Consider the following 25,571-nt stretch of genomic DNA (forward strand, 5'->3'; position numbering starts at 1 on the left):
CATCCCCTGTTTTACCCCTCACTTTTTTGCACAACCTTCAACGTCTTGCCTGGAATTTGAGTATTATTGTGCGATGACGTCGTGAAGAGATCCCTTATGAAGCAAATTCGGTTACTGGCGCAATACTATGTCGATCTGATGATGAAGCTTGGCCTGGTGCGCTTCTCCCTGTTGCTGGCGCTGGCGCTGGTAGTGCTGGCGATTGTGGTGCAGATGGCCATTACCATGGTGCTCCATGGCCAGGTTGAGAGTATCGATCTTATACGTTCCATTTTCTTTGGCCTGTTGATTACGCCCTGGGCGGTCTATTTCCTCTCGGTAGTAGTTGAGCAACTGGAGGAGTCCCGCCAGCGGCTGACCCGGCTGGTGGAAAAGCTGGAAGAGATGCGCGAGCGCGATCTGAAGCTCAACGTGCAGCTAAAAGACAACATCGCTCAGCTGAACCAGGAGATCTCAGATCGAGAAAAAGCGGAGGCTGAGCGCCAGACTACGCTGGAACAGCTGAAAATCGAGATGAAAGAGCGTGAGCAGACGCAGATCCAGCTTGAGCAGCAGTCTTCGTTCCTGCGCTCTTTCCTTGATGCCTCCCCGGACCTGGTTTTCTACCGCAATGAAGATAAAGAGTTTTCCGGCTGTAACCGGGCGATGGAGTTACTGACCGGAAAGAGCGAAAAACAGCTTATCAATCTGCGTCCGCAGGATGTCTACTCTCCGGAGGCGGCAGCCAAAGTTATCGAAACCGATGAGAAGGTGTTCCGTCACAACGTCTCCCTGACCTACGAGCAGTGGCTCGACTACCCGGACGGGCGCAAAGCCTGCTTCGAAATCCGTAAAGTGCCCTATTACGACCGCGTCGGGAAACGCCACGGGCTGATGGGCTTCGGGCGTGATATTACCGAGCGTAAGCGTTACCAGGATGCGCTGGAGCGCGCCAGCCGGGATAAAACGACCTTTATCTCCACTATCAGCCATGAACTGCGTACTCCGCTTAACGGTATCGTCGGGTTAAGCCGCATTCTGCTCGACACCGAACTGACGGCCGAGCAGGAGAAATATCTTAAAACCATCCATGTCTCGGCGGTTACGCTCGGCAATATCTTCAACGATATTATTGATATGGATAAGATGGAGCGGCGCAAAGTCCAGCTGGATAACCAGCCGGTGGATTTCACCAGCTTCCTGGCCGATCTGGAAAACCTCTCCGGTCTGCAGGCGCAGCAGAAAGGGCTACGCTTTGTGCTGGAGCCGACCTTGCCGCTGCCGCATAAGGTGGTGACCGACGGTACGCGCCTGCGCCAGATCCTGTGGAACCTGATCAGCAACGCGGTCAAATTTACCCAGAGTGGCCAGGTGGCAGTTCGCGTGCGCTACGGCGAGGGGGAGATGCTGCACTTCGAGGTGGAAGATTCCGGGATTGGTATTCCACAGGAGGAGCAGGACAAAATCTTTGCCATGTATTACCAGGTTAAAGACAGCCATGGGGGCAAACCCGCTACCGGGACCGGCATCGGTCTGGCGGTATCGCGCCGCCTGGCGAAGAGCATGGGCGGTGATATCACGGTGACCAGCAACCCTGGGCACGGCTCTGTATTTAAACTCAGCGTTCGGGCCCCGGCAGTGGCGGAAGAGGTCGAGGACACCTTTGCCCATGATGATATGCCGCTGCCTGCCCTGCATGTGCTGCTGGTGGAAGATATCGAGCTGAACGTGATTGTCGCGCGATCGGTGCTGGAGAAACTGGGCAGCAGCGTGGATGTTGCTATGACCGGTAAAGCCGCGCTGGAGATGTTCACGCCGGGCGAATATGACCTGGTGCTGCTGGATATTCAGTTGCCGGACATGACCGGGCTGGATATCTCGCGCGAACTGACGAGCCGTTACGCCAGCGACGAACTGCCGCCGCTGGTGGCGCTGACCGCCAACGTGCTGAAAGACAAAAAAGAGTACCTGGATGCCGGTATGGACGATGTACTGAGCAAACCGCTGGCGGTACCCGCCTTAACCGCCATGATCAAGAAGTTCTGGGACACCTGTGACGAAGAGGAGAGCACCATGACGAAGGTAGATACAGAGAAAGCACAGTCTTTGCTGGATATCGACATGCTCGAGCAGTACATCGATCTGGTTGGTCCGAAGTTGATCACCGATGGCCTGGCCATCTTCGAGAAGATGATGCCGGGCTATTTAAACTTGCTCGAGTCAAACCTGACGGCGCGGGACAAGAAAGGCATCGTTGAAGAGGGACACAAGATCAAAGGTGCGGCCGGATCGGTGGGTTTGCGCCATCTGCAGCAGCTTGGACAGCAGATTCAGTCTCCGGATTTACCCGCTTGGGAAGATAACGTGGGTGAATGGGTTGAGGAGATGAAGCAGGAGTGGCAGAACGATGTCGCCGTGCTAAAAGCCTGGGTGGAAAGCAGAAAAAAATGACCCCGGTAGACCGGGGTGCGCGAATACTGCGCCAACACCAGGGAAATCTTGGCTGCGCCTGAATAGGAATAGTTTTTTCGTAAATGACGTAGCCGGAAACTTTAGGCCGCACGCAGTTAAGATAGCAAATCTTAAATACGTTGTTACATGAATCAGTTAAATGTGTGAAGCATACCGTTTTAATCAGAATCTTTAATGTGCATTTAACATTTTTCGAGAGGGATCGCAGGATGAAAAAGGTTGGCGTGGTACTCAGCGGGTGTGGTGTTTACGATGGTTCTGAAATTCATGAAGCTGTTTTGACGCTACTGGCTCTGGCGCGTAACGGCGCCGAAGCGGTCTGCTTCGCACCGGATAAAACCCAGGTAGACGTGATCAACCACCTGACCGGCGAAACGATGGCCGAGAGCCGTAATGTCCTGATTGAGGCTGCGCGGATCGCCCGTGGACAGGTTCGTCCGCTCAGCGAGGCGCGGGCTACCGAGCTGGACGCACTGATTGTGCCAGGCGGTTTTGGCGCGGCAAAAAACCTGAGTGATTTTGCCGCCCAGGGGAGTGGTTGCCGGGTAGACGGTGATTTAAAAGCGCTGGCGCTGCAGATGCATGAAGCCGGCAAACCGTTGGGCTTTATCTGTATCGCCCCTGCGATGTTGCCGGCCATTTTTGATATGCCGCTGCGCCTGACCATCGGAACGGATATTGATACTGCTGAGGCTATCGAGGATATGGGCGGTGAGCATATCCCCTGTCCGGTGGATGATATCGTGGTCGACGAAGAGAACAGGATCGTCACCACACCCGCTTACATGCTGGCACAAACTATTGCGGAAGCGGCGACGGGCATTGAGAAGCTGGTTACGCGCGTACTGGTGCTCGCTGCATGAAGTTAAGACGTCCGAAAGCGGGTTGGTTAAGACGGATCGTCATTCGCATTCTGTTGGTTATGGCGGTCTTCTGGGGTGGGGGCATCGCCCTGTTCAGCTTCCTGCCGGTGCCGTTTTCAGCGGTAATGGTTGAACGTCAGGTGAGCAACTGGCTGAGCGGTAATTTCAGCTACGTTGCGCACTCTGACTGGGTGAGTATGGATGAGATCTCCCCCTGGATGGGGCTGGCCGTGATTGCCGCCGAAGATCAAAAATTCCCTCAGCACTGGGGGTTTGACGTCGGGGCGATCGAGAAGGCGCTAGCGCATAACGATCGTAACGAGAGCCGTATCCGCGGAGCATCGACGCTTTCTCAGCAGACGGCGAAAAACCTGTTTTTATGGGACGGTCGCAGCTGGGTGAGAAAGGGCTTTGAAGCCGGGCTTACGCTGGGTATCGAAACGGTGTGGAGTAAGAAACGGATCCTGACCGTATATCTCAATATCGCGGAATTTGGCGAAGGGATATTTGGTGCCGAAGCTGCGGCGCAGCGCTATTTCAACAAACCTGCCAGCCGTCTGACGGCGTCGGAGGCCGCGCTGCTGGCGGCTGTGTTACCGAACCCGATTCGCTTTAAGGCCAGTGCGCCATCAGGCTATGTACGTAGCCGTCAGGCATGGATCCTGCGCCAGATGCGCCAGCTCGGTGGGGAAGGATTTATGCAGGCCAATAAGCTGCATTAATCCTCGTCAAACCCGGCGTTGAACAGCGCAATAACCGCTGCCAGCGCCTCCACTTCCTGCGGGCCGGTGGCTTCAATTTCGATCTGACGGCCCTTTGCCGAATCCAGCATCAGCAGAGCGATTACGCTGTTGGCTTCGGCTTCGGTGCCTTCGTCGTTACGCAGCAGCACTTCCGCGTCAAATCCCTGCATCAGTTCAAATAACTTCATCGCCGGGCGGGCATGCATGCCCAGCTTATTGGTGATTTCAACGGTCTGCTTTACGGTCATGTTTTACGTTTTTCCAGCGTACGATGACGGGACTGCACGTTTTTACCGCGCGAGCGGAAATAGTCAGCCAGTTGCTCAGCAATATAGACCGAACGGTGTTTGCCCCCGGTACAGCCAATCGCCACCGTCAGGTAGCTGCGATTGTTTGTCTCCAGCATCGGCAACCAGAGTTCAAGATAGCTGCGCGTCTGATAGATAAAGTTATGCACTTCCGTATGTCTGTCAAGGAAGGCAGCAACCGGCTTATCCAGGCCGGTCATCGGGCGCAGCTTCGGATCCCAGTGCGGGTTCGGTAAGAAGCGCACGTCAAACACGTAGTCTGCATCGATAGGGATACCGTGCTTAAAGCCGAACGATTCAAAGACCATCGTCAGCTCGCGTTCGCGTTTACCCAGTAATCGGGTACGCAGCATCTCCGCCAGCTCATGGACCGACATCTCTGAGGTATCGACGATCAGATCGGCGCGCGAGCGCAGCGGCTCCAGCAGATCGCTCTCCTGGTCAATGGCACTTTCCAGCGACAGGTTTTTACTGGAGAGCGGATGCAGCCGGCGGGTGTCACTGTAGCGACGAATCAGCGTGTTGCGATCGGCATCAAGGAACAGCAGCTGAGGTGAAAAGGCCTCCGGCAGGTTGCTCATCGCCTGCTCAAAGATCTCCGGCGATTCAGGCATGTTACGCACGTCGATGCTGACTGCCGCAGAGATCTGCCGATCCGCCAGCGAACGGGCCAGCTCGGGCAGAAGCACCACCGGCAGGTTATCCACGCAGTAAAAGCCCATATCTTCCAGCGCGCGCAGGGCGACCGATTTCCCGGAGCCCGAACGCCCGCTGACGATCATCAGCACCATGTACCGTTTCTCCTCAGGACCACAGATGTTAAAGCCATCACCCGATTACGCCTCATCCTGATTGCCTTCCGTTTCTGTAATAATTTGATAAAGCTCTTCGTCGCTCTGCGCCGCGCGTAAACGACGACAGATGGTTTTATCCGCCAGACGTTTAGCCACCAGCGAGAGCGTGTGCAGATGCGTTTTGGTCTGATCGGCTGGCACCAGCAGGGCAAACAGCAGATCGACCGGCTGGTTATCAATGGCATCGAAGGCGATAGGTGTTTCCAGTTGAACAAACACCCCTACAGCGCGCAGAGTATCCTCTTCCAGTTTGCCATGTGGAATGGCGATGCCGTTACCGATGCCGGTACTGCCCATTTTTTCGCGGGTGAGGATCGCTTCAAATACCACTTGTGGCGCCAGACTCAGCTGTTTTGCGGCCAGTTCACTGATGATCTCCAGCGCACGTTTTTTGCTCTGGCAGTGAACGGCACTGCGGGTACATTCCTGATTAAGGACACTGCTCAGTTGTAGAGTGGAATCGTTATTCATCATAATTTCACCTAAGCGCTAACTGTACAAAGGGCCCGTTGTGTTTCACAACAGGCCGTCCTGCACCCGTTAACTGCCCGGACAATTAGTGTTGTTTCAGTTTGTCTTTATGTTTGTTTAGCTGTCGTGCCAGCTTGTCAATCAAGCCGTCGATAGCCGCGTACATGTCCTGCCCTTCCGCACTGGCATGGATTTCGCCCCCGTTGACGTGCAAGGTAGCATCCGAGATATGAGTCACTTTTTCCACTTTTAACACAACATAGACCTGGTTGATCCTCTCGAAATACTGCTCGAGCTTAGCGAATTTGGTATTCACAAATTCACGCAGGGATTCAGTGATTTCGACATTGTGTCCTGTGATGTTGAGCTGCATAGTGTCTTCCTTATCGGTTGTGTCAGACCAGTTGTTTACGCTGGTTTGACGGCGGAATGGATAAAGACTCTCGATACTTCGCAACAGTGCGGCGTGCCACCATGATACCTTGTTCGGACAGCATGGTGGTCAACTTACTGTCACTCAGCGGTTTCGCGGGGTTTTCCGCGGCGATCAATTTTTTCACCAGCGCCCGAATGGCCGTCGACGAGGCTTCGCCGCCGCCTTCGGTGTTGACATGGCTGGAGAAAAAATACTTAAGCTCAAAAATGCCACGCGGACTGTGCAGATACTTCTGCGTCGTCACGCGAGAAATGGTCGACTCATGCATCTCGACGGCCTGGGCGATATCCGCCAGCACCATCGGTTTCATAAACTCTTCACCCTGCTCAAAAAACGCCTGTTGCTGCTCCACGATGCAGCGGCTGACGCGCAGTAGTGTATCATTGCGGCTCTCAAGGCTTTTGATCAGCCAGCGGGCTTCCTGCAGATTACTGCGGATAAACTGGTTATCCGAGTCGTTGCGCGAGCTGGTGCACATTGAGGCGTATTGCTGATTGATTTGCAGGCGGGGAATGCTGTCGGAATTCAGCTCTACGGTCCACAGACCGTTATGTTTGCGCACCAGCACATCGGGAATAACATACTCCGGCTCGCTGGTCTGGATAGATTGCCCCGGGCGCGGATCCAGCGACTGGATCAGGTTGACCGCCTCTTTCAGGATCTCCTCTTTCAGCCGCGTGACGCGCATCAGTGAGCGGAAATCGTGGTTGGCAAGCAGATCCAGATGTTCGCTGATGATAAGCCGGGCCTCTTCCAGCCACGGGGTCTCTTTAACAAACTGCGAAAGCTGAATGAGCAGGCAGTCACGGAGATCTCTCGCGGCAACGCCAATCGGGTCAAAGCGCTGAACGCGTTTCAGGACCGCTTCGACCTCTTCAAGCTCAATCTCGTCATCGCCTATGCTCTCCAGAATATCGTCCAGCGACACGGTCAGATAGCCGGTCTCATCCACGGCATCCACAATGGAGGTGGCGATGGCGCGATCGGTATCGGAGAACGGCGTCAGCTCCACCTGCCACATCAGGTAATCCTGCAGTGACTGGGTGGTCTCGCCCTGATAGACCGGCAGCTCGTCATCCTGGTAGTCTGCGCGCGTACCGGATGGCGTGCCGGCGGTGTAGATCTCATCCCAGCTGGCATCGAGAGGGAGCTCGTCAGGCATCTCTTTTTGCTCAAGAGCATCCACCGTGTCGAGGGTCTCGTTATCCTGGCTTTGTTGCGTTTCTACCTCATCGTGAAGATCGGTTTGCTCGAGCAGAGGGTTACTTTCCAGCGCTTGCTGGAGCTCCTGCTGCAGTTCCAGCGTCGACAGTTGCAACAGACGAATAGCCTGTTGTAACTGCGGCGTCATTGCCAGCTGTTGGCTGAGCCTTAATTGCAAACCTTGCTTCATGTTCAGAGCATTTTTCTCCGTTTACGCGAGTCTTAACTTCTACCCTATCAGAGTCTGAAGTCTTCCCCAAGATACACGCGCTTAACATGATCGTCTTCGAGGATCTGCTGCGGGGTACCGTGGGCGATGAGGTGGCCCTGGCTGACGATATAGGCACGCTCACACACCGCCAGCGTCTCACGTACGTTGTGGTCGGTGATGAGAACCCCGAGGCCACTGTCGCGCAGATGCTCAATAATACGTTTGATATCGATAACCGAAATGGGGTCAACCCCGGCAAACGGTTCATCGAGCAGAATAAATTTCGGATTAGCCGCCAGCGCACGGGCAATTTCCACACGGCGGCGTTCACCGCCGGAGAGCGCCTGGCCCATGTTGTCGCGCAGGTGTTCGATATGGAACTCTTCCATCAGCTCGTTGGCGCGATCCTGACGCTGTTCGGCGGTCAGATCATCGCGGATCTGCAGCACCGCCATCAGGTTATCGAAAACGCTCAGACGACGGAAAATTGAGGCTTCCTGCGGCAGATAACCGATCCCGCGGCGCGCACGGGCGTGCAGGGGCAGCAGGCTGATATCTTCTTCATCAATAATGATGTTACCCGCGTCGCGCGGAACAATGCCCACCACCATATAAAAGGTGGTGGTTTTACCTGCACCGTTAGGACCCAACAGGCCGACAATCTCGCCGGAGTTGACGGTCAAACTGACATCTTCCACGACGCGGCGGCCCTTATAGGCTTTGGCGAGATTCTTTGCAGTTAATGTTGCCATAACGAATTAGTTACTCTTTTTCTGTGCCGGGGCCTGATTGCTATTTTTGTCCTGCAGCTGCGATGGAACCAGTACGGTGGTCACGCGTTTGCCTTTCTCGCTGAAGGCCTGCATTTTCTGCTCTTTGACCAGGTAGGTGATCTTGTCGCCCTTGATGTTGCTGTCGAGCTGCTCCAGATACGCATTACCGGTAAGGACAACGAAATCTTTCGCCAGCTCGTAGTGCATCTGGGAGGCGTGGCCTTTCACCGGCTTGCCGTTATCCTGCATCTGATAGAAGGTGGCCGGGTTGCCGTAGCCATCGATAATCTCTTTCCCGTCCTCACCGCCAGGACGCGTCACCACCACTTTGTCGGCATTAATTTTGATGGTGCCCTGAGTCACAACCACGTTGCCGGTAAAGGTCACCACGTTGCCTTGCATATCGAGTGATTGCGTATCGGATTCGATATGAATCGGCTGCTCGGTATCACCCGTCACAGCAAGCGCAGGCAGGCTAAGGGCCAGCAGGGCGCTGGCTATAACACAATTAAGGCTGAGTTTGTTTGTTTTGAATTTCATAAGAGGTTCTAACCTTTTCAATCAGCTCTGCGTTCTTGCTGCGTAAGTTCCCGCGCATTCTCAGACCGCTGGAATTAAATGTTGTGCCGTATAACGTGACCAGATCCTGCGATGTTACATCCTGCGTCACAAGATTTATCTGTGCGTTATCGGTCGTGATTTTGCGCAACTGCGCATCTGCGGTCAGCGCATTCACTTCAACATGGCCATACAGATAAAGCATACGGTCATTCGTCAGTTTTGCCCGATCTGCTTTAATCGACCATGTCGGAATTTTATCGGTATCAAACGTGGTCATCACGGGTTGAGTAAACCATGAGACGCCCTGTTCGGAAAAATACTCAACGTGCTGAGCGATAAGGCGATAATTCAGCGCCCCTTCCGGGCTGTAAACGACGGTATCGCTGTGATCGCTTTTATACGTTGGATCGTTGGTGTTGACCGTCGGCGCTTGTTCGTCGTCCCGGTCAGCGAGATTCACACCAATCAGTACCAGTGCGACAAGCGTTAGCAGAATAATAACCCAACGTCTGGTTTTACTCATATCGATTGCCCTTTGGCCTCATCAAGCTTACCTTGCGCCAGCAGTAACAGGTCGCAGACTTCTCGTACTGCGCCACGGCCACCGTTAATCCGGGTGACATAGTCAGCGCGTGGGATCAAAAGCGGATGGGCATCGGCCACGGCGATGCTAAGCCCAACTTCTGCCATCACTGGCCAGTCAATAAGATCGTCTCCGACATAGGCAACGTTTTCCGGGGCAATCGCAAGTTTACCAAGTAAGTCCCTGAAAGCGACCATCTTATCGGATTGCCCCTGATAGAGATGGGTAATGCCCAGCGTTTCGCACCGATCTTCTACCAGTTTAGCCTTACGTCCGGTGATGATGGCAACTTCTATGCCAGACGTCAGGGCACAGCGAATCCCATAGCCATCACGCACGTTGAACGCTTTCAGCTCTTCACCATTATTGCCCATGTAAATCAGGCCGTCTGACAGCACGCCATCCACATCCAGGATCAGCAGGCGAATTTTCTCGGCCTGCGACATCATCTGCGCGCTTACCGGGCCATAACAGGTTGCAAGGGATGCACCCGTATTAATCATTGTCTTATCCTTCATTACACTACGCCTGCGCGCAAAAGATCATGCATATGTACCACACCCAGTAACTGGTCGCCATCGGCAACCATAACGGAGGTGATATGGCGGGACTGCATCAGGTTCAGTACCTCAACGGCCAGCGTGCCGGGACGCACCCGAATGCCGCCTGAGGTCATCACATCGGCGATACCCAGCTTACGGACATCCACACCCATATCGAACACGCGACGGAGATCCCCGTCGGTAAAGATACCCTCAATCTTCATCTGATCGTTGCAGATGACGGTCATCCCCAGGTTTTTACGGGTAATTTCCAGCAGCGCATCGCGCAGGGAGGCCTCTTTACTGACGTGCGGAATTTCATCCCCCGTATGCATAATATCATTCACGCGCAGCAGCAGTTTACGTCCCAGCGCACCGCCCGGATGGGAGAGGGCGAAATCTTCGGCGGTAAAGCCGCGCGCTTCCAGCAGGGCGACGGCCAGCGCATCACCCATAACCAGCGCGGCAGTGGTGCTGGAGGTCGGCGCCAGCCCCAGGGGACAGGCTTCTTTTGGCACTTTAACGCACAGGTGGATATCTGCGGCGCGCGCCATGCTGCTCTCCGGACGGCTGGTAATACAGATCAGGGGAACGTGCAGGCGTTTCAGGACCGGGATCAGCGCCAGGATCTCATTCGATTCGCCCGAGTTGGATAACGCAATGACGATATCCTGTGACGAAACCATACCCAGATCGCCATGCGCCGCTTCGCCGGGATGGACGAAAAACGCTTTCGTGCCGGTACTGGCGAAGGTCGCTGCCATTTTACGGCCAATATGGCCAGATTTACCCATCCCCATCACCACGACTTTGCCAGGACAGTGGAAAAGTTTTTCGCACGCCAGGCTAAAGTCCTGATTAATGTATTGATCTAACTGCGCCAGACCTTCACGTTCAATCTCCAGAACCTCTTTTCCTGCTTTCTGAAAGTCAAAACCCGGCTGCAATTCTATTTGCGACATAATGCGTTTCCGTTTACCCAGAGAGAAGCGGCGAGAGCCAGTACAGCATCGCCATCCATACGACAAATCCCACCGTCAGCAGCGCACCAGCGCCCTGACCAATCTGCCTTTTTCGCCGCCAGCAGAGCAGGGCGAAAATTACGCTGACTAAGACCATCACACCATAATCGCGGCTGAACGCGAGCGGATTAAACGCGCCAGGGGCAATCAGGGCAGGCAGGCCAAGCACGATAGCAATATTAAAAATATTCGAGCCGATGATATTGCCAATCGCCATGTCGTCTTCACCCTTACGCGCCCCGGCGATAGCCGTTGCGAGCTCAGGCAAACTGGTACCAATGGCAATCACCGTCAGGCCGATGGTTAACTCGCTCATGGCGAAATAGTTGGCCAGAACCGTAGCGTTATCTACAATCATCTGCGTCGCCATGGGCATGATGATTAACGCCACGCCCAGCCAGAGCAGCGCGACGGGTAAGTTCCCCTCACGCGGCAGCTCTGCCACCTGTTCGCGGGTTAACGTGTCACTGCCTTGCTTTTCTGCCGCCCGGGCAAGCTTCACGATATAAAACAGCCAGATGACCGCCAGCGCCAGCAGAAAAATGCCATCGCTGAGGGTTAACTGCCCGTCATATAACACATAACCCGCCAGCAGGCTGACAATTAACATTAGCGGTAATTCACGCCGCAGAACATCAGAATGCACGCGAAAAGGATGCAGTAGCGCAGCCAGGCCCAGGATGAGCAAGATATTGACGATATTGGAGCCAATAGCCGTTCCCACCGCAAGATCAACCTGATCGTGCATCGAGGCGGCCGCAGAGACGATGATCTCCGGCAGGGAAGTGCCTACGCTGACCACCGTCATCCCAATAATCAGGGGGGGAACACCCAACAAACGGCAGAGGATAGAAGCGGAGAACACCAGACGGTCGGCACTGTAGACCACCAAAAGTAAACCAATTATTAACAGTGCCGTTGCAAGAAGCATCAAAAGTCCTTTCTTCAGGTATACTCGCCGGTCCACTGAGAAAAAATCTCTGCCGCTGCATACTGTCTGTAGATGTAACGAATCCTAATTTTGACTTTATGCGCTGTAAAAGTAAAACAAATGCCAGCTTTCGCTTACCTGCAGAGGTAATATTCTGTAAAAATGTTGGGTTTGCGGCGAAATCAGGCATCAAGCTGATCCTGAACCGGCAACAGAAAGGAAATGTACATGAGCCTGAATGAGGCGAATATAGTCGATGTCCGTGGCGTCAGCTTCACGCGCAGCAGCCGGGTCATTTTTGACAACATCTCTCTCACCGTGCCCCGCGGTAAAATTACCGCCATCATGGGCCCTTCCGGCATTGGTAAAACAACGCTGTTACGCCTGATTGGGGGGCAAATTCCGCCAGGCGAGGGCGAGATCCTTTTTGATGGCGAAAATATTCCGGCGATGTCACGTTCGCGCCTCTATACCGTGCGTAAACGCATGAGCATGCTGTTCCAGTCCGGGGCGCTATTTACTGACATGAATGTCTTCGATAATGTCGCCTACCCGCTGCGCGAGCATACGCGCTTGCCGCCGGCGCTGCTGAAAAGCACCGTGATGATGAAGCTCGAGGCTGTGGGACTGCGTGGGGCGGCGAAGCTGATGCCTTCTGAACTCTCTGGTGGTATGGCCCGCCGGGCGGCGCTGGCGCGCGCGATTGCGCTGGAACCCGATTTGATCATGTTCGATGAGCCGTTTGTCGGGCAGGACCCTATCACCATGGGCGTGCTGGTCAAACTTATCTCTGAGCTGAACAGCGCGCTGGGTGTAACCTGTATTGTGGTATCTCACGACGTACCGGAAGTGCTGAGCATTGCCGACTACGCCTATATCGTAGCGGATAAAAAAATTGTGGCGCATGGCAGTGCCCAATCATTGCAGACCAACAGCGATGCGCGAGTTCGTCAGTTCCTCGACGGCATTGCAGATGGCCCCGTGCCGTTCCGTTATCCTGCGGGTGATTATCATAAAGATCTATTGGGAATAGGGAGTTAAGCCACTCATGCTGTTAAATGCGTTGGCCGCTCTCGGACACCGTGGCATAAAAACCATCAGGACGTTCGGGCGTGCCGGGTTGATGTTATTCAATGCGCTGGTCGGGAAACCGGAATTCCGCAAACATGCCCCTCTGCTGGTACGCCAGCTGTATAATGTCGGCGTGCTGTCGATGCTCATTATCATCGTTTCCGGGGTCTTTATCGGGATGGTGCTGGGGCTGCAGGGGTATCTGGTTCTCACCACCTACAGCGCAGAAACCAGCCTCGGAATGCTGGTGGCGCTCTCCCTGCTGCGTGAGCTGGGGCCGGTGGTCGCCGCGCTGTTATTCGCAGGGCGTGCCGGTTCAGCGCTGACCGCTGAAATCGGCCTGATGCGCGCCACGGAGCAGCTCTCCAGTATGGAAATGATGGCCGTGGATCCGCTGCGTCGGGTCATCTCGCCGCGCTTCTGGGCCGGTATGATTTCGCTGCCGCTGTTAACGATCCTCTTTGTCGCGGTCGGCATCTGGGGCGGTTCGATGGTTGGCGTGCAGTGGAAAGGGATCGATGCCGGCTTCTTCTGGTCAGCGATGCAAAGCGCCGTTGACTGGCGTCTGGATCTGGTTAACTGCCTGATTAAAAGCGCGGTATTTGCCGTGACGATCACCTGGATTGCGCTGTTCAATGGCTACGATGCGATCCCGACCTCTGCCGGTATCAGCCGGGCAACCACCCGTACCGTTGTTCATTCGTCGCTGGCCATACTGGCTCTGGATTTTGTGCTCACCGCACTGATGTTTGGGAAATGAGTTCATGCAAACGAAAAAAGTAGAAATTTGGGTTGGCGTATTTGTCCTGCTGGCGCTGCTGGCAGCACTCTTTTTAAGCTTTAAAGTGGCGGACGTAACGACCATCCGCACCGAGCCGACATACCGTATTTATGCCACCTTCGATAACATCGGTGGCCTGAAGAGCCGTTCTCCGGTGCGTATTGGCGGGGTGGTAGTAGGGCGTGTTGCCGATATCACCCTCGATGAGAAAACCTATCTGCCACGCGTGGCGCTGGATATCGAAGAGCGCTACAACCATATCCCGGACACCAGCTCCCTCTCTATCCGTACATCCGGTCTGTTAGGGGAACAATATCTGGCGCTGAACGTCGGTTTTGAGGATCCCGAGCTGGGAACGACTATCCTGAAAGACGGTGGCGTGATTCAGGATACGAAATCAGCCATGGTGCTGGAAGATATGATTGGTCAGTTCCTTTACAACAGCAACAGTAAAGGGGGTGACGAGAATCAAGCTGCGCAGACCCCTGCGCAGAGTGACATTACGCCGCCTGTTGGCACGACGAATTCATCTCAGGAGAAGTAATTCATGATTAAACGACTGTTAATGGTTGCCATGCTGATGATTGCCCCTCTGACTGCAGCTAACGCAGCCGATCAGAGCAATCCTTATCAACAGATGAATGAGGCAGCAAAGAAAACCTTCGATCGCCTTAAAAATGAGCAGCCGAAGATCCGCTCCAATCCTGATTACCTGCGTGATGTGGTTGACCAGGAACTGCTGCCCTATGTCCAGGTGAAATATGCCGGCGCGCTGGTGCTGGGCCGTTACTACAAAGACGCAACGCCTGCGCAGCGCGAAGCCTATTTCGCTGCGTTCCGTGAATATCTGAAGCAGGCCTACGGTCAGGCTCTCGCCATGTACCACGGTCAGACGTATCAGATCGCACCGGAACAGCCGCTGGGTTCTGCGACCATCGTGCCTATTCGCGTGACCATCGTCGATCCGAACGGTCGTCCGCCAGTGCGTCTGGATTTCCAGTGGCGTAAGAACACCCAGAGCGGTAACTGGCAGGCTTACGACATGATTGCGGAAGGCGTCAGCATGATCACCACCAAGCAGAACGAATGGAGCGATCTGCTGCGTACCAAGGGCATTGATGGTCTGACCGCGCAGCTGAACAGCATCGCACGTCAGAAAATTACCCTGGAAGGAAACAAGTAATTATGTCGCAGTTGAGCTGGACCCGTGAGGGTGAGACGTTATTACTCTCAGGCGAGCTGGATCAGGATTATCTGAATCCTCTGTGGGATGCGCGGGACGATGCCATGAAGGGGGTTTCCCGTATCGACCTGAGCGGTATCTCTCGCGTGGATACGGCGGGTGTAGCGTTGCTGGTTCATCTGGTCTCAGCGGGCAAGCAGCAGGGCATCCCGGTGACGCTTTCAGGCGTCAGCGACAATGTCGTCACCCTGGCCCAGCTCTATAATCTGCCGGAAGACGTATTGCCCCGCTAATTTTTTCAGTACGTTACTATCAAAAGCCCTGACAGTTTCATCGTCGGGGCTTTTTGCTTATTTAAGACCGCGCCACTTTGCTCTAAGATGTTGGGCTTGTTTTCACTACCAGATGATATAGAACCCATGGAAAATCATGAAATCCAGACAGTGCTGATGAACGCACTCGCCCTTCAGGAAGTCCACGTCTCCGGCGACGGCAGCCACTTTCAGGTTATTGCTGTGGGTGAGATTTTTGACGGCATGAGCCGCGTGAAGAAGCAGCAGGCTGTCTATGCGCCGCTGATGGAATATATCGCGGATAATCGTATCCATGCCCTGTCGATCAAGGCGTTTACCCCTACAGAGTGGGCACGCGATCGCAAACTAAACGGTTTTTGAGCTGAGGGTGATTTGCCCGCAGCACGGTTGAATTCATACAGAGAGTAATTACATGGACAAATTTCGTGTTCAGGGGCCGACGCGTCTCCAGGGCGAAGTCACAATTTCCGGCGCTAAAAATGCCGCGCTGCCGATCCTCTTCGCCGCACTGCTTGCGGAAGAGCCGGTAGAGATCCAGAACGTACCGAAGCTGAAAGACATTGATACCACCATGAAACTGCTCGGCCAGTTGGGTACCAAGGTTGAGCGTAACGGATCCGTATGGATCGATGCCAGCAACGTGAATAACTTCTCAGCCCCTTACGATCTGGTGAAGACCATGCGCGCATCCATCTGGGCGCTGGGTCCGCTGGTAGCCCGTTTTGGGCAGGGCCAGGTCTCTCTGCCGGGCGGGTGCGCCATTGGCGCGCGTCCGGTGGATCTGCACATTTTTGGCCTTGAGAAGCTGGGCGCAGAAATTAAGCTGGAAGAGGGCTACGTGAAGGCCTCCGTGAATGGCTGTCTGAAAGGCGCCCACATCGTGATGGACAAGGTAAGCGTTGGCGCTACCGTCACCATCATGTCCGCAGCGACGCTGGCCGAAGGGACCACCATCATCGAGAACGCCGCGCGCGAGCCGGAGATCGTGGATACCGCGAACTTCCTGAATACGCTGGGCGCGAAGATCACCGGTCAGGGCACCGATCGTATTACCATTGAAGGCGTTGCACGTCTGGGTGGTGGTGTATATCGCGTCCTGCCTGACCGTATCGAAACCGGGACCTTCCTGGTCGCTGCAGCCATCTCCGGCGGTAAGATCGTCTGCCGCAACGCCCAGCCTGATACGCTGGACGCGGTACTGGCAAAACTGCGCGAAGCGGGTGCCGATGTTGAAACTGGCGAAGACTGGATCAGCCTGGATATGCACGGTAAGCGTCCGAAAGCCGTTAACGTGCGTACCTCTCCGCATCCGGCATTCCCGACCGATATGCAGGCCCAGTTCACTCTGCTGAACCTGGTGGCGGAAGGGACGGGGGTGATCACTGAAACGATCTTTGAAAACCGTTTTATGCACGTACCGGAACTGATCCGTATGGGCGCCCACGCTGAGATCGAAAGTAATACCGTGATCTGTCATGGCGTAGAGAAACTGTCTGGTGCTCAGGTGATGGCAACCGATCTGCGTGCTTCTGCAAGCCTGGTGCTGGCAGGTTGTATTGCGGAAGGTACGACGCTCGTGGATCGTATTTATCACATCGATCGCGGCTATGAACGCATTGAAGATAAACTGCGCGCCCTGGGTGCAAATATTGAGCGTGTAAAAGGCGAGTAATCGTCCCGGCAGCCCCCTGCCACATTGACCGGGGGGTTGCTAGTCCCGTTTAGATGAGCGTCATTCCTGGCGCTCTTTTTCTTGTTTTTTCTGGCGCATCATGCGCGTTCTGTCGACAAATTCGTGCGTGATCGGGTCGTGGTAGCGCGATGGCCAGATAATCCAGGGGTCAGTGCCGAGTGCCGTAGCAATGATCAGTTCTCCCTTTGGCCAGGGGCGAGTCAGCGCATTTGCCAGGGTGGATGAACTCAGGCCATTACGGCGGGATTCTGCAGCAAGCGATGTTCCCTTTTTACGCAGCGCGGCGATGATATCGGCCGAGTGCCAGTCGGTAAATTTCTTATCCATTCAGCTATCCCTCTGTTCGGGTACATGTACGTCATTTCCTCTTAAATGACAGTGTTACTATACCTTCTTCGAACATCGGTTCTAAAAAGTTCGCATTACAGGAGGCAATATTCGGATTTTGCCAGGGCTTTAATCATGCGGCCTGTAAGCGGATTATTTAACAATTTGATGGATAAAAACTGGAGCTTATTGGAACTCTCTTTTCACGTAAAAGAGAGTTCATTGAGGATTATCGATCGCGCTGAACGGCAATATGCGCGAGCCCGATCAGGGCATCTCGCCATGGGCTGTCCGGGATGACCTGAAGTGCGGCGATCGCTTTATCGGCCTCTTCCTCTGCACGCTGGCGCGTCCATTCCAGGGAACCACAGGTTGCCATTGCTTCCAGTACTGGTTCCAGAAGGTGTCGGCCGTTTCCTTGCTCAATGGCTTCGCGGATAAGCTTAGCCTGCTCAGGGGTGCCGTTACGCATAGCATGCAGCAGCGGCAGCGTCGGTTTACCTTCGTTCAGGTCATCACCGACGTTCTTGCCGAGCGTTTCGCCGTCGGCGCTATAGTCGAGCAGATCGTCAATCAGCTGGAAGGCGGTGCCAAGGTAGCGCCCGTAATCCTGCAGCCCACGCTCCTGCTCGTCAGTACAGCCGGCCAGAATACCGGAGCACTGGGCAGCGGCCTCAAACAGACGGGCGGTTTTGCTGTAGATCACCCGCATGTAGCTCTCTTCGGTGATGTCCGGGTCGTTGACGTTCATCAGCTGCAGAACTTCACCTTCCGCGATGACGTTCACCGCTTTGGACATCACTTCCAGGATCTTCAACGATCCCAGGCTGGTCATCATCTGGAAAGCGCGCGTATAGATAAAATCGCCTACCAGTACGCTGGCTGCATTGCCGAACGCGGCGTTGGCAGTGGCTTTGCCACGACGCATATCGGACTCATCGACAACGTCATCATGCAGCAGCGTGGCGGTATGGATAAATTCGATCAGCGCTGCGATCGTTACGTGCGCGTTCTCCTGATAGCCGACCGCGCGGGCGGCCAGCACAGCGATCATCGGACGGATGCGTTTACCCCCGCCGCTGACGATGTAATAACCCAACTGATTGATTAGTTGAACGTCAGAATCGAGCTGTTCCAGGATCGCTGCATTCACACCCGCCATATCTTGCGCGGTTAACTCATTGATTTTTTCTAAATTCATCGCAAAAGCCGGGCTTTAAGTCCTGTTTACCACATGTCAAATGGGCTAACGAAGGGTTCGGTTTATCAATAGTAGCGCTGATTGTACTGAAAAAACGCGGCAGATAAACGTTACCGTACGTGTTGTGTTTTTTTTCTTCATGTATTGACTGTAGCACTTGTCAAAGGCTCGCGTTTTGCGTAATATTCGCGCCCTATTGTGAATATTTATAGCGCACTCTGAATCACACGAGGATGTGCGCGGAAGCGGAGTTTATATGTACGCGGTTTTCCAAAGTGGTGGTAAACAACACCGAGTAAGCGAAGGTCAGACCGTTCGCCTGGAAAAGCTGGACATCGCAACTGGCGAATCTATTGAATTCGCTGAAGTTCTGATGATCGCAAACGGTGAAGAAGTCAAAATCGGCGTTCCTTTCGTTGATGGCGGCGTTATCAAAGCTGAAGTTGTTGCTCATGGTCGTGGCGAGAAAGTTAAAATCGTTAAGTTTCGTCGTCGTAAACACTACCGTAAGCAGCAGGGCCACCGTCAGTGGTTCACTGATGTGAAAATTACTGGCATCAGCGCCTAAGACCTGAGGAGAGATTTAAATGGCACATAAAAAGGCTGGCGGCTCCACACGTAACGGTCGCGATTCAGAAGCTAAACGCCTCGGCGTTAAGCGTTTCGGTGGCGAAACCGTTCTGGCGGGTAGCATCATCGTTCGTCAGCGTGGCACTAAGTTCCACGCGGGTAACAACGTAGGTTGCGGTCGTGACCACACTCTGTTTGCTAAAGCAGACGGTAAAGTGAAATTTGAAGTTAAAGGCCCGAACAACCGTAAATACATCAGCATTGTTGCTGAGTAAGGTTTTCTCGGTCCGGTAACGGATTAAAGCCCCGCAACGTGTTGCGGGGCTTTTTACATTGGAAACCCGGTAATTTTTTCGGTAGGGAAAACGGGCATGAAGCAGCAGGCCGGCATTGGTATTCTTTTGGCGCTCACTACCGCAATGTGCTGGGGTGCGCTGCCAATTGCAATGAAGCAGGTACTGGAAGTGATGGAGCCGCCAACGGTGGTCTTCTACCGCTTCCTGATGGCCGGTATTGGATTGGGCATTATCCTTGCGCTAAAGGGTAAGCTTCCTCCGCTGCGCATCTTTCGCAAACCGCGCTGGCTGGTGCTGCTGGCGATTGCGACAGGCGGCCTGTTCGGGAACTTCATTCTGTTCAGTTCTTCCCTGCAATACCTCAGTCCCACGGCCTCGCAGGTAATTGGCCAGCTCTCGCCGGTAGGCATGATGGTTGCCAGCGTCTTTATCCTGAAGGAGAAGATGCGCGGCACGCAGATTATCGGGGCACTGATGCTGCTTTGCGGTCTGGTGTTGTTCTTCAATACCAGTCTGATAGAGATTTTTACCCGCCTGACGGATTACACTTGGGGTGTAATTTTCGGGGTGGGCGCGGCGGCGGTATGGGTGAGTTATGGCGTCGCGCAAAAGGTGTTATTACGCCGTCTGGCGTCACAGCAGATTCTGTTTTTGCTGTACACTTTATGTACTATTGCCCTGTTGCCACTGGCGAAGCCGGGAGTCATTTCCCAGTTAAGCGACTGGCAGCTGGCGTGTCTGATCTTTTGTGGTCTGAACACGTTAGTGGGTTATGGCGCGCTGGCAGAAGCAATGGCGCGCTGGCAGGCAGCGCAGGTAAGTGCGCTGATTACGCTGACACCACTGTTTACACTGTTATTTTCAGATTTATTATCAATGGCCTGGCCCGATTTCTTCGTCAAACCGATGTTAAACCTGTTGGCTTATCTCGGTGCGTTTGTCGTGGTTGCGGGCGCGATGTATTCCGCCATTGGTCATCGTCTTTGGGGACGTTGGCGCAAAAATGAAGCGGCCCCCGCTCAGGCGAATGATTTACGGAGAGTAAAATGAAGTTTGTTGATGAAGCAACGATCCTGGTCGTGGCAGGTGATGGCGGTAATGGTTGCGTAAGCTTCCGCCGCGAAAAATACATTCCCCGTGGCGGCCCTGACGGCGGCGACGGCGGCGACGGCGGTGACGTGTGGTTAGAGGCGGACGAAAACCTCAACACCCTGATCGATTACCGTTTCGAAAAATCATTCCGTGCTGAGCGCGGTCAGAATGGCCAGAGCCGTGACTGTACCGGTAAACGCGGAAAAGACGTCACGGTTAAAGTCCCTGTCGGAACGCGCGTTATCGATCAGGGTACTGGCGAAACCATGGGTGATATGACCAAGCATGGTCAGCGCCTGATGGTCGCTAAAGGCGGCTGGCATGGTCTGGGTAATACCCGTTTCAAATCCTCCGTTAACCGTACCCCGCGTCAGAAGACGATGGGTACGCCGGGTGATAAGCGCGATCTGCAGCTGGAACTGATGCTGCTGGCGGACGTGGGTATGCTGGGGATGCCAAACGCAGGTAAATCCACCTTTATCCGTGCTGTCTCTGCGGCCAAACCAAAAGTGGCCGACTATCCGTTTACCACCCTGGTCCCTAGCCTCGGCGTAGTGCGTATGGACAACGAGAAGAGCTTCGTCGTGGCCGATATCCCGGGCCTGATCGAAGGCGCTGCCGAAGGGGCGGGCTTGGGTATTCGCTTCCTGAAGCACCTTGAGCGTTGCCGCGTTCTGCTGCACCTCATCGATATCGATCCTATCGACGGTTCCGATCCGGTGGAAAACGCCCGTATCATTATCGGCGAGCTGGAAAAATACAGCGACAAACTGGCTGCCAAGCCGCGCTGGCTGGTCTTCAACAAGATCGACCTGATGGATAAAGCGGAAGCCGAAGCGAAGGCGAAAGCCATTGCCGAAGCGATGGGCTGGGAAGACAAGTACTATCTCATCTCCGCCGCAAGCCAGATGGGCGTGAAAGAGCTGTGCTGGGATGTGATGACCTTCATCATCGAGAACCCGGTAACGCAGGCAGAAGAAGCGAAACAGCCTGAGAAAGTCGAATTCATGTGGGATGACTACCACCGTCAGCAGCTTGAAGAGCAGGTGGAAGAAGACGACGAAGAGTGGGATGACGACTGGGATGAAGATGACGAAGAAGGCGTCGAATTCATCTATAAGCGTTAAGACCGTCAAGAGCCCCCTTATCAAGGGGGCTTTTTAATTCAGTGTTTCTGGCAGCCAGCAGGTGACTATCAAGCCGCCTTCGGGGCGATTCTCCAGCGTCAGCTTGCCGCGATGCAGCTGTACAATACGCTGAACGATGCTCAGCCCCAGCCCGCTTCCGCCATAGCGTTGATCGATGCGGCGAAACGGCTCGGTAATCGACTGGCGATGGGCTTCATCTATGCCAGGCCCCTGATCGCTGACGCTCACCTGCGTACCGCCGTCGACCTCCTGCATGGCGACTTCAATAGTGGTTCCCGCCGGGCTGTAACGCACCGCGTTTTCCAGCAAATTGCGCAACATTAGCCGTAAGAGGATTGCATCGCCCTGTACGTTCTGTGGGCTCGCCTGCGGCCAGATGAGGGTATGGCTTTTTACCTCATTCTCCAGCGCCAGCGGCGCAATAATGGCTTCGCTCCAGTTAACCGTGTCGTAGTGGCCGCTGGCCATAGCTTGACCCGCCCGGGCCAGCATTAGCAGCTGCTCTACGGTATGCATCAGTTGATCGATTCGGGTAATCAGCGTCGTCGCCTGGGGCGAGCCTGACTGCGCCATCAGCTCCAGATGCAGGCGAATACCCGCCAGCGGCGTACGCAGCTCATGTGCGGCATCAGCGGTGAACAGGCGCTCCTGCTGAATGGTTTGATCCAGCCGGGCGAGCAGTTGATTCAGCGAGGTGGTGACGGCGCCTATTTCCTCCATATCGGAGTACATCGGCAGCGGCGTAAGATTATCGGCAGAACGGTTCGCAAGGCTGGTGCGTAGCTGATTCAGCGGACGGGTGATCCAGCTGACGGCCCAGAAAGAGAAGAGCAGGGTAAACCCGACCATCACCAGTGAAGGGACCAGCAACGAGGCGATCGCCTCCCGGATCTCTTTCTCGACATGCTGGTTGCGGGATTTTGCCGACAGCGTCTCGCTCACCAGAAAGCTAATTTGCTCCCGGCTCTCATGCCAGAGCCAGATGACGCTGATCAGTTGAAAGAAAAGCAGAATGACTGCCAACAGCACCATCAGACGACGGCGCATGCTGTTCATTTTTGACTCTCAAGGCGATATCCCACGCCGCGTACCGTTTTGATCCGGTCTTTGCCCAGCTTGCGTCGCAGATTATGAATATGCACCTCCAGCGTATTAGAGCCGGGATCGTCCTGCCAGGAGTAAATATCCTGCTGTAAGGTTTCCCGGTGGACGGTCTGACCGGTGCGCATAATCAGCCGGGTTAGCAGAGCAAACTCTTTAGGGGTCACTTCGACCGGCTGGGATTGCTGTAAAACCTGCTGGGTTTGCAGATTTAACGTCAGATCGCCATCGCTGAGCAGGTTATCGCTGTGCCCCTGATAGCGCCGGATCAACGCTCTGGCGCGCGCCTGAAGTTCTGCCAGCGCAAAGGGCTTCACCAGATAGTCATCGGCACCGGAGTCCAGGCCGTTAATCCGGTCTTCCAGCGCGTCGCGGGCGGTCAGGATCAGCACAGGATTATCGATACCCCGTCGGCGCCACTGGCTTAGCAGGGTGGCGCCGTCTTTATCGGGCAGGCCAAGATCGAGGATCACCAGGCTGTATTCGCCGCTCTGGATAAGGCCATCAGCTTCGGCGGCGGTACCCGCGCAATCAAGCGTGTAACCTTCAGCCGAGAGCGCCAGCGCCAGTCCTTCCTGTAACAGCAGATCGTCTTCAACAATGAGTAATTTCATCGCTAGTTGTTCTGATAAATGTCCTTGTAAAGCCGGCTTTCAAAGCGCACCAGCGGGATACGGCGGTTACGCTGGTCGGCAGGTTCCACCGCGTAGCCAGAAAGATACTGCACAAATGCCATCCGCTGTCCGCTGGCGGTGGTGATAAACCCGGCAAGGTTATACACCCCCTGCAGGGAGCCCGTTTTGGCGGAGACTTTGCCATCGACGCCCGCGGCGTGCAGGCCCGCACGGTACTGCAGGGAGCCGTCATAACCGGCGAGCGGCAGCATTGAGATAAAGTTTAGTTCAGTGTCGTGCTGAGCAATGTACTGAAGGACCTGCATCATGGTGGCAGGAGAGATCAGGTTATGGCGCGACAGACCCGAACCATCGACCGCGATGGTGTTGCCAAGATCGATGCCAGCCTGCTGGCGGAGGATCTGACGAACCGCATCTGAACCGGCACGCCAGGTGCCAGGTACGCCAAAGCGGGCATGCCCAATCATGCGAAATACGGTATCCGCAATCATGTTGTCCGATTTTTTCAGCATGATCTTCAGCAGATCGTGCAGCGGCGCCGACTGCTTACTGGCAATCACGGTGCCGGGCTCGTTGCTCTGCGTCTGACGCAGCAGGGTACCACTGTAAGTGATGTTGGCCTGCTTCAGTTCATTCTTAAGGATCGCCCCGGCATAGCTTGCGCCATCCTGAATGGCGAAGGCCAGCGGCAGTGGATCGGCCCGCTGCGTCAGGCAGCCGGTCAGGGTAAAGCGGTTCAAATCGCCCGGGACGACATCCAGTTCGCAGTACTGCGCTTCCGGGGAACCTTTCGCCAGGGTACGCACCTGGCTGAACATGTTGACCGGATAGTAAGAGGCCACCCGAATGAAGGCTAAATCGTTCGGTTTGGGCGCGCTGTATAACGAAATGGAGAAGCAGTTGCGATCGACGATCGCGGCCGCGGGCGGGGCGCTAAAGCACTGAGTCATATCATTCCACGGCCAGCCGGGGGCTTTATCGTGGCTGGCAAAAATGGACGTATCGATAAGCACATTGCCTTCAATCCGCTGTACGCCAGACTTCTTTAGCACGGCGACCATGTTGCGGATATCCTGACGCTTAAATGTCGGATCGCCGCCAAAACGGGCAATAAGATCGCCTTTCAGCACACCGTTCTCAATGTTGCCTTTGCTTTCAAGCGTGGTCGTAAAACGAAAGTCGGGCCCAAGCTGCAGCAGGGCAGCCAGCGCCGTGATCACCTTTTGGGTACTGGCAGGCAGCGCCATCTGCTGGCTGTGATAATCAATCTCAGGCGCCTGAGCTCCTACCTTTTGCACGACCAGGGCAAGATTGGCGCCATCGGGCAGCTGATTAATATACTCATCAACGTTCGCTGCCTGGACAGTGAACGCAATAGTGGTGGTCAATCCGATGATAAATCTGGAAAATCGCATAATCTCGCGCTAACAACCCGGAAACAAACCGTCATACTACGGCCCAACGCCCTGTAAAGTAAACGATGACCCATACTGAACTTCGCGTTAAAATACGTATCAAACTGAAAAATTGCTGCTGACCTGGAACATTGTTTCCGGGTCAGTTTTCTTTTGCTTCTGACCTGTGCCAGGCTGTGATGCCTGCGGGGCCAGTAGTCGGGTCGGTTAACCGTACCTAACAGGAATGTCAAAGAGGTATAACAAATGCAAGCTATTCCGATGACCTTACGTGGTGCTGAAAAACTGCGTGAAGAGCTGGATTTTTTGAAATCTGTTCGCCGCCCTGAAATCATCGCCGCCATTGCGGAAGCACGTGAGCATGGCGATCTGAAAGAGAATGCTGAGTATCACGCCGCGCGTGAGCAGCAGGGGTTCTGCGAAGGGCGTATCAAAGATATCGAAGCCAAGCTGTCAAATGCGCAGGTGATTGATATCACAAAAATGCCAAATAACGGACGCGTGATTTTTGGCTCTACCGTCACCGTGATCAATCTGGATACGGACGAAGAGGTCTCCTACCGCATCGTGGGTGATGACGAGGCTGATTTTAAGCAGAATCTGATCTCAGTAAACTCGCCAATCGCACGCGGTCTGGTGGGGAAAGAGCAGGACGATGTCGTCACCATCCGTACGCCAGGCGGCGAAGTGGAATTCGAAATTACCAAGGTTGATTACCTGTAATTCGCATCCCCGGACAGATGTTGATAGATTGTAAAGATAGGAAAAAGGCCGCATAGCGGCCTTTTATCA

The 25,571-nt window shown here is 54.5% G+C and carries 31 protein-coding genes; 15 read left to right on the plus strand and 16 right to left on the minus strand.

All coding sequences use genetic code 11. From position 1 onward, the window contains the following. Positions 1-96: 96 nt before the first annotated feature. From arcB to mtgA, 3 genes are all read left to right on the plus strand, one after another. On the plus strand, positions 97-2,430 hold the full coding sequence (gene arcB, locus ACT3IC_RS12215; protein ID WP_156655279.1) for an aerobic respiration two-component sensor histidine kinase ArcB: 2,334 nt from the start codon (positions 97-99) through the stop codon (positions 2,428-2,430). Positions 2,431-2,660: 230 nt separating this feature from the next. Then, entirely contained in the window at positions 2,661-3,314 is a 654-nt protein-coding gene (gene elbB / locus ACT3IC_RS12220; RefSeq protein WP_159339887.1) for an isoprenoid biosynthesis glyoxalase ElbB, read from the plus strand. Further along, a complete protein-coding gene (mtgA, locus tag ACT3IC_RS12225) occupies positions 3,311-4,036 on the plus strand; it encodes a monofunctional biosynthetic peptidoglycan transglycosylase (protein ID WP_473477623.1) in 726 nt (241 codons plus the stop codon). The genes elbB and mtgA overlap by 4 nt, the downstream gene beginning before the upstream one ends. On the opposite strand, the gene npr is transcribed toward mtgA, so the two are convergent. From npr to ACT3IC_RS12280, 11 genes are all read right to left on the minus strand, one after another. Further along, positions 4,033-4,305 (minus strand): PTS phosphocarrier protein NPr, encoded by a 273-nt coding sequence (gene npr, locus ACT3IC_RS12230; RefSeq protein WP_032614489.1) that lies wholly within the window; start codon positions 4,303-4,305, stop codon positions 4,033-4,035. The two genes, mtgA and npr, sit on opposite strands and share 4 nt — an antisense overlap. Next, complete coding sequence (gene rapZ / locus ACT3IC_RS12235; protein ID WP_032614487.1) at positions 4,302-5,156, minus strand: RNase adapter RapZ; 855 nt, start codon at positions 5,154-5,156, stop codon at positions 4,302-4,304. The genes npr and rapZ overlap by 4 nt, the downstream gene beginning before the upstream one ends. Before the next feature lie 45 nt (positions 5,157-5,201). Then, complete coding sequence (ptsN, locus tag ACT3IC_RS12240) at positions 5,202-5,693, minus strand: PTS IIA-like nitrogen regulatory protein PtsN (protein WP_103177194.1); 492 nt, start codon at positions 5,691-5,693, stop codon at positions 5,202-5,204. Positions 5,694-5,775: 82 nt separating this feature from the next. Beyond that, a complete protein-coding gene (gene hpf / locus ACT3IC_RS12245; protein WP_103177193.1) occupies positions 5,776-6,063 on the minus strand; it encodes a ribosome hibernation promoting factor in 288 nt (95 codons plus the stop codon). Between the two features lie 22 nt (positions 6,064-6,085). Further along, positions 6,086-7,519, minus strand: coding sequence for an RNA polymerase factor sigma-54 (gene rpoN, locus ACT3IC_RS12250; protein WP_103177192.1), 1,434 nt, complete (start codon positions 7,517-7,519; stop codon positions 6,086-6,088). A gap of 47 nt (positions 7,520-7,566) precedes the next feature. Continuing rightward, positions 7,567-8,292, minus strand: a complete 726-nt coding sequence (lptB, locus tag ACT3IC_RS12255) for an LPS export ABC transporter ATP-binding protein (protein WP_473477626.1) — start codon at positions 8,290-8,292, stop codon at positions 7,567-7,569. 6 nt (positions 8,293-8,298) lie between these two features. Beyond that, on the minus strand, positions 8,299-8,853 hold the full coding sequence (gene lptA, locus ACT3IC_RS12260; RefSeq protein WP_103177190.1) for a lipopolysaccharide ABC transporter substrate-binding protein LptA: 555 nt from the start codon (positions 8,851-8,853) through the stop codon (positions 8,299-8,301). After that, complete coding sequence (lptC, locus tag ACT3IC_RS12265) at positions 8,822-9,397, minus strand: LPS export ABC transporter periplasmic protein LptC (protein ID WP_103177189.1); 576 nt, start codon at positions 9,395-9,397, stop codon at positions 8,822-8,824. The genes lptA and lptC overlap by 32 nt, the downstream gene beginning before the upstream one ends. Beyond that, entirely contained in the window at positions 9,394-9,960 is a 567-nt protein-coding gene (gene kdsC, locus ACT3IC_RS12270; protein WP_103824984.1) for a 3-deoxy-manno-octulosonate-8-phosphatase KdsC, read from the minus strand. Before kdsC ends, lptC begins: the two co-directional genes overlap by 4 nt. A gap of 14 nt (positions 9,961-9,974) precedes the next feature. Continuing rightward, positions 9,975-10,961 (minus strand): arabinose-5-phosphate isomerase KdsD, encoded by a 987-nt coding sequence (gene kdsD / locus ACT3IC_RS12275; RefSeq protein WP_103177188.1) that lies wholly within the window; start codon positions 10,959-10,961, stop codon positions 9,975-9,977. 13 nt (positions 10,962-10,974) lie between these two features. Next, on the minus strand, positions 10,975-11,952 hold the full coding sequence (locus tag ACT3IC_RS12280; protein WP_103177187.1) for a calcium/sodium antiporter: 978 nt from the start codon (positions 11,950-11,952) through the stop codon (positions 10,975-10,977). A 228-nt stretch (positions 11,953-12,180) separates the two neighbouring features. On the opposite strand from ACT3IC_RS12280, the gene mlaF reads away from it, so the two are divergent. The 7 genes from mlaF to murA all read left to right on the plus strand — a co-directional run bounded on the left by mlaF (position 12,181) and on the right by murA (position 16,973). Further along, positions 12,181-12,993, plus strand: coding sequence for a phospholipid ABC transporter ATP-binding protein MlaF (gene mlaF, locus ACT3IC_RS12285; RefSeq protein ID WP_103177186.1), 813 nt, complete (start codon positions 12,181-12,183; stop codon positions 12,991-12,993). A gap of 7 nt (positions 12,994-13,000) precedes the next feature. Beyond that, complete coding sequence (gene mlaE / locus ACT3IC_RS12290) at positions 13,001-13,783, plus strand: lipid asymmetry maintenance ABC transporter permease subunit MlaE (protein WP_032614466.1); 783 nt, start codon at positions 13,001-13,003, stop codon at positions 13,781-13,783. Between the two features lie 4 nt (positions 13,784-13,787). Beyond that, positions 13,788-14,348 carry an outer membrane lipid asymmetry maintenance protein MlaD gene (gene mlaD, locus ACT3IC_RS12295; protein ID WP_103177185.1) on the plus strand — a complete coding sequence of 187 codons (561 nt, stop codon included), beginning with the start codon at positions 13,788-13,790 and terminating at the stop codon, positions 14,346-14,348. 3 nt (positions 14,349-14,351) lie between these two features. Continuing rightward, on the plus strand, positions 14,352-14,987 hold the full coding sequence (gene mlaC / locus ACT3IC_RS12300) for a phospholipid-binding protein MlaC (protein WP_103177184.1): 636 nt from the start codon (positions 14,352-14,354) through the stop codon (positions 14,985-14,987). After that, the gene (mlaB, locus tag ACT3IC_RS12305; RefSeq protein WP_156655275.1) at positions 14,987-15,280 is read left to right on the plus strand and encodes a lipid asymmetry maintenance protein MlaB; all 294 of its coding nucleotides are present in this window, start codon (positions 14,987-14,989) and stop codon (positions 15,278-15,280) included. The genes mlaC and mlaB overlap by 1 nt, the downstream gene beginning before the upstream one ends. 126 nt (positions 15,281-15,406) lie before the next feature. Beyond that, a complete protein-coding gene (gene ibaG, locus ACT3IC_RS12310) occupies positions 15,407-15,661 on the plus strand; it encodes a BolA family iron metabolism protein IbaG (protein WP_103177182.1) in 255 nt (84 codons plus the stop codon). Positions 15,662-15,713: 52 nt separating this feature from the next. Next, positions 15,714-16,973, plus strand: a complete 1,260-nt coding sequence (gene murA, locus ACT3IC_RS12315) for a UDP-N-acetylglucosamine 1-carboxyvinyltransferase (protein WP_473477633.1) — start codon at positions 15,714-15,716, stop codon at positions 16,971-16,973. Between the two features lie 60 nt (positions 16,974-17,033). On the opposite strand, the gene sfsB is transcribed toward murA, so the two are convergent. Next, on the minus strand, positions 17,034-17,321 hold the full coding sequence (sfsB, locus tag ACT3IC_RS12320; RefSeq protein WP_156655274.1) for a DNA-binding transcriptional regulator SfsB: 288 nt from the start codon (positions 17,319-17,321) through the stop codon (positions 17,034-17,036). A gap of 229 nt (positions 17,322-17,550) precedes the next feature. Next, positions 17,551-18,522 (minus strand): octaprenyl diphosphate synthase, encoded by a 972-nt coding sequence (ispB, locus tag ACT3IC_RS12325; RefSeq protein WP_103177180.1) that lies wholly within the window; start codon positions 18,520-18,522, stop codon positions 17,551-17,553. A 256-nt stretch (positions 18,523-18,778) separates the two neighbouring features. Here ispB and rplU point away from each other — a divergent pair, with 256 nt between their 5' ends. From rplU to cgtA, 4 genes are all read left to right on the plus strand, one after another. After that, a complete protein-coding gene (gene rplU / locus ACT3IC_RS12330) occupies positions 18,779-19,090 on the plus strand; it encodes a 50S ribosomal protein L21 (RefSeq protein WP_042325074.1) in 312 nt (103 codons plus the stop codon). A 19-nt stretch (positions 19,091-19,109) separates the two neighbouring features. Continuing rightward, positions 19,110-19,367 carry a 50S ribosomal protein L27 gene (gene rpmA / locus ACT3IC_RS12335; protein ID WP_007673187.1) on the plus strand — a complete coding sequence of 86 codons (258 nt, stop codon included), beginning with the start codon at positions 19,110-19,112 and terminating at the stop codon, positions 19,365-19,367. Between the two features lie 96 nt (positions 19,368-19,463). Continuing rightward, positions 19,464-20,438, plus strand: a complete 975-nt coding sequence (locus ACT3IC_RS12340) for a DMT family transporter (protein ID WP_103177179.1) — start codon at positions 19,464-19,466, stop codon at positions 20,436-20,438. After that, complete coding sequence (cgtA, locus tag ACT3IC_RS12345) at positions 20,435-21,607, plus strand: Obg family GTPase CgtA (RefSeq protein WP_103177178.1); 1,173 nt, start codon at positions 20,435-20,437, stop codon at positions 21,605-21,607. The genes ACT3IC_RS12340 and cgtA overlap by 4 nt, the downstream gene beginning before the upstream one ends. Positions 21,608-21,640: 33 nt before the next feature. Here cgtA and pmrB read toward each other — a convergent pair whose 3' ends face one another. The 3 genes from pmrB to dacB are packed head-to-tail and all read right to left on the minus strand — an operon-like array spanning position 21,641 to position 24,779. Next, the gene (pmrB, locus tag ACT3IC_RS12350; protein WP_103177177.1) at positions 21,641-22,684 is read right to left on the minus strand and encodes a two-component system sensor histidine kinase PmrB; all 1,044 of its coding nucleotides are present in this window, start codon (positions 22,682-22,684) and stop codon (positions 21,641-21,643) included. Then, positions 22,681-23,343, minus strand: a complete 663-nt coding sequence (gene pmrA, locus ACT3IC_RS12355) for a two-component system response regulator PmrA (protein WP_103177176.1) — start codon at positions 23,341-23,343, stop codon at positions 22,681-22,683. Before pmrA ends, pmrB begins: the two co-directional genes overlap by 4 nt. Positions 23,344-23,345: 2 nt before the next feature. Beyond that, a complete protein-coding gene (dacB, locus tag ACT3IC_RS12360) occupies positions 23,346-24,779 on the minus strand; it encodes a serine-type D-Ala-D-Ala carboxypeptidase (RefSeq protein ID WP_156655273.1) in 1,434 nt (477 codons plus the stop codon). 246 nt (positions 24,780-25,025) lie between these two features. On the opposite strand from dacB, the gene greA reads away from it, so the two are divergent. Then, positions 25,026-25,502, plus strand: coding sequence for a transcription elongation factor GreA (gene greA / locus ACT3IC_RS12365; protein WP_103177174.1), 477 nt, complete (start codon positions 25,026-25,028; stop codon positions 25,500-25,502). Positions 25,503-25,571: the final 69 nt, after the last annotated feature.

This window comes from Leclercia sp. GHBNCSD, from assembly GCF_055805075.1.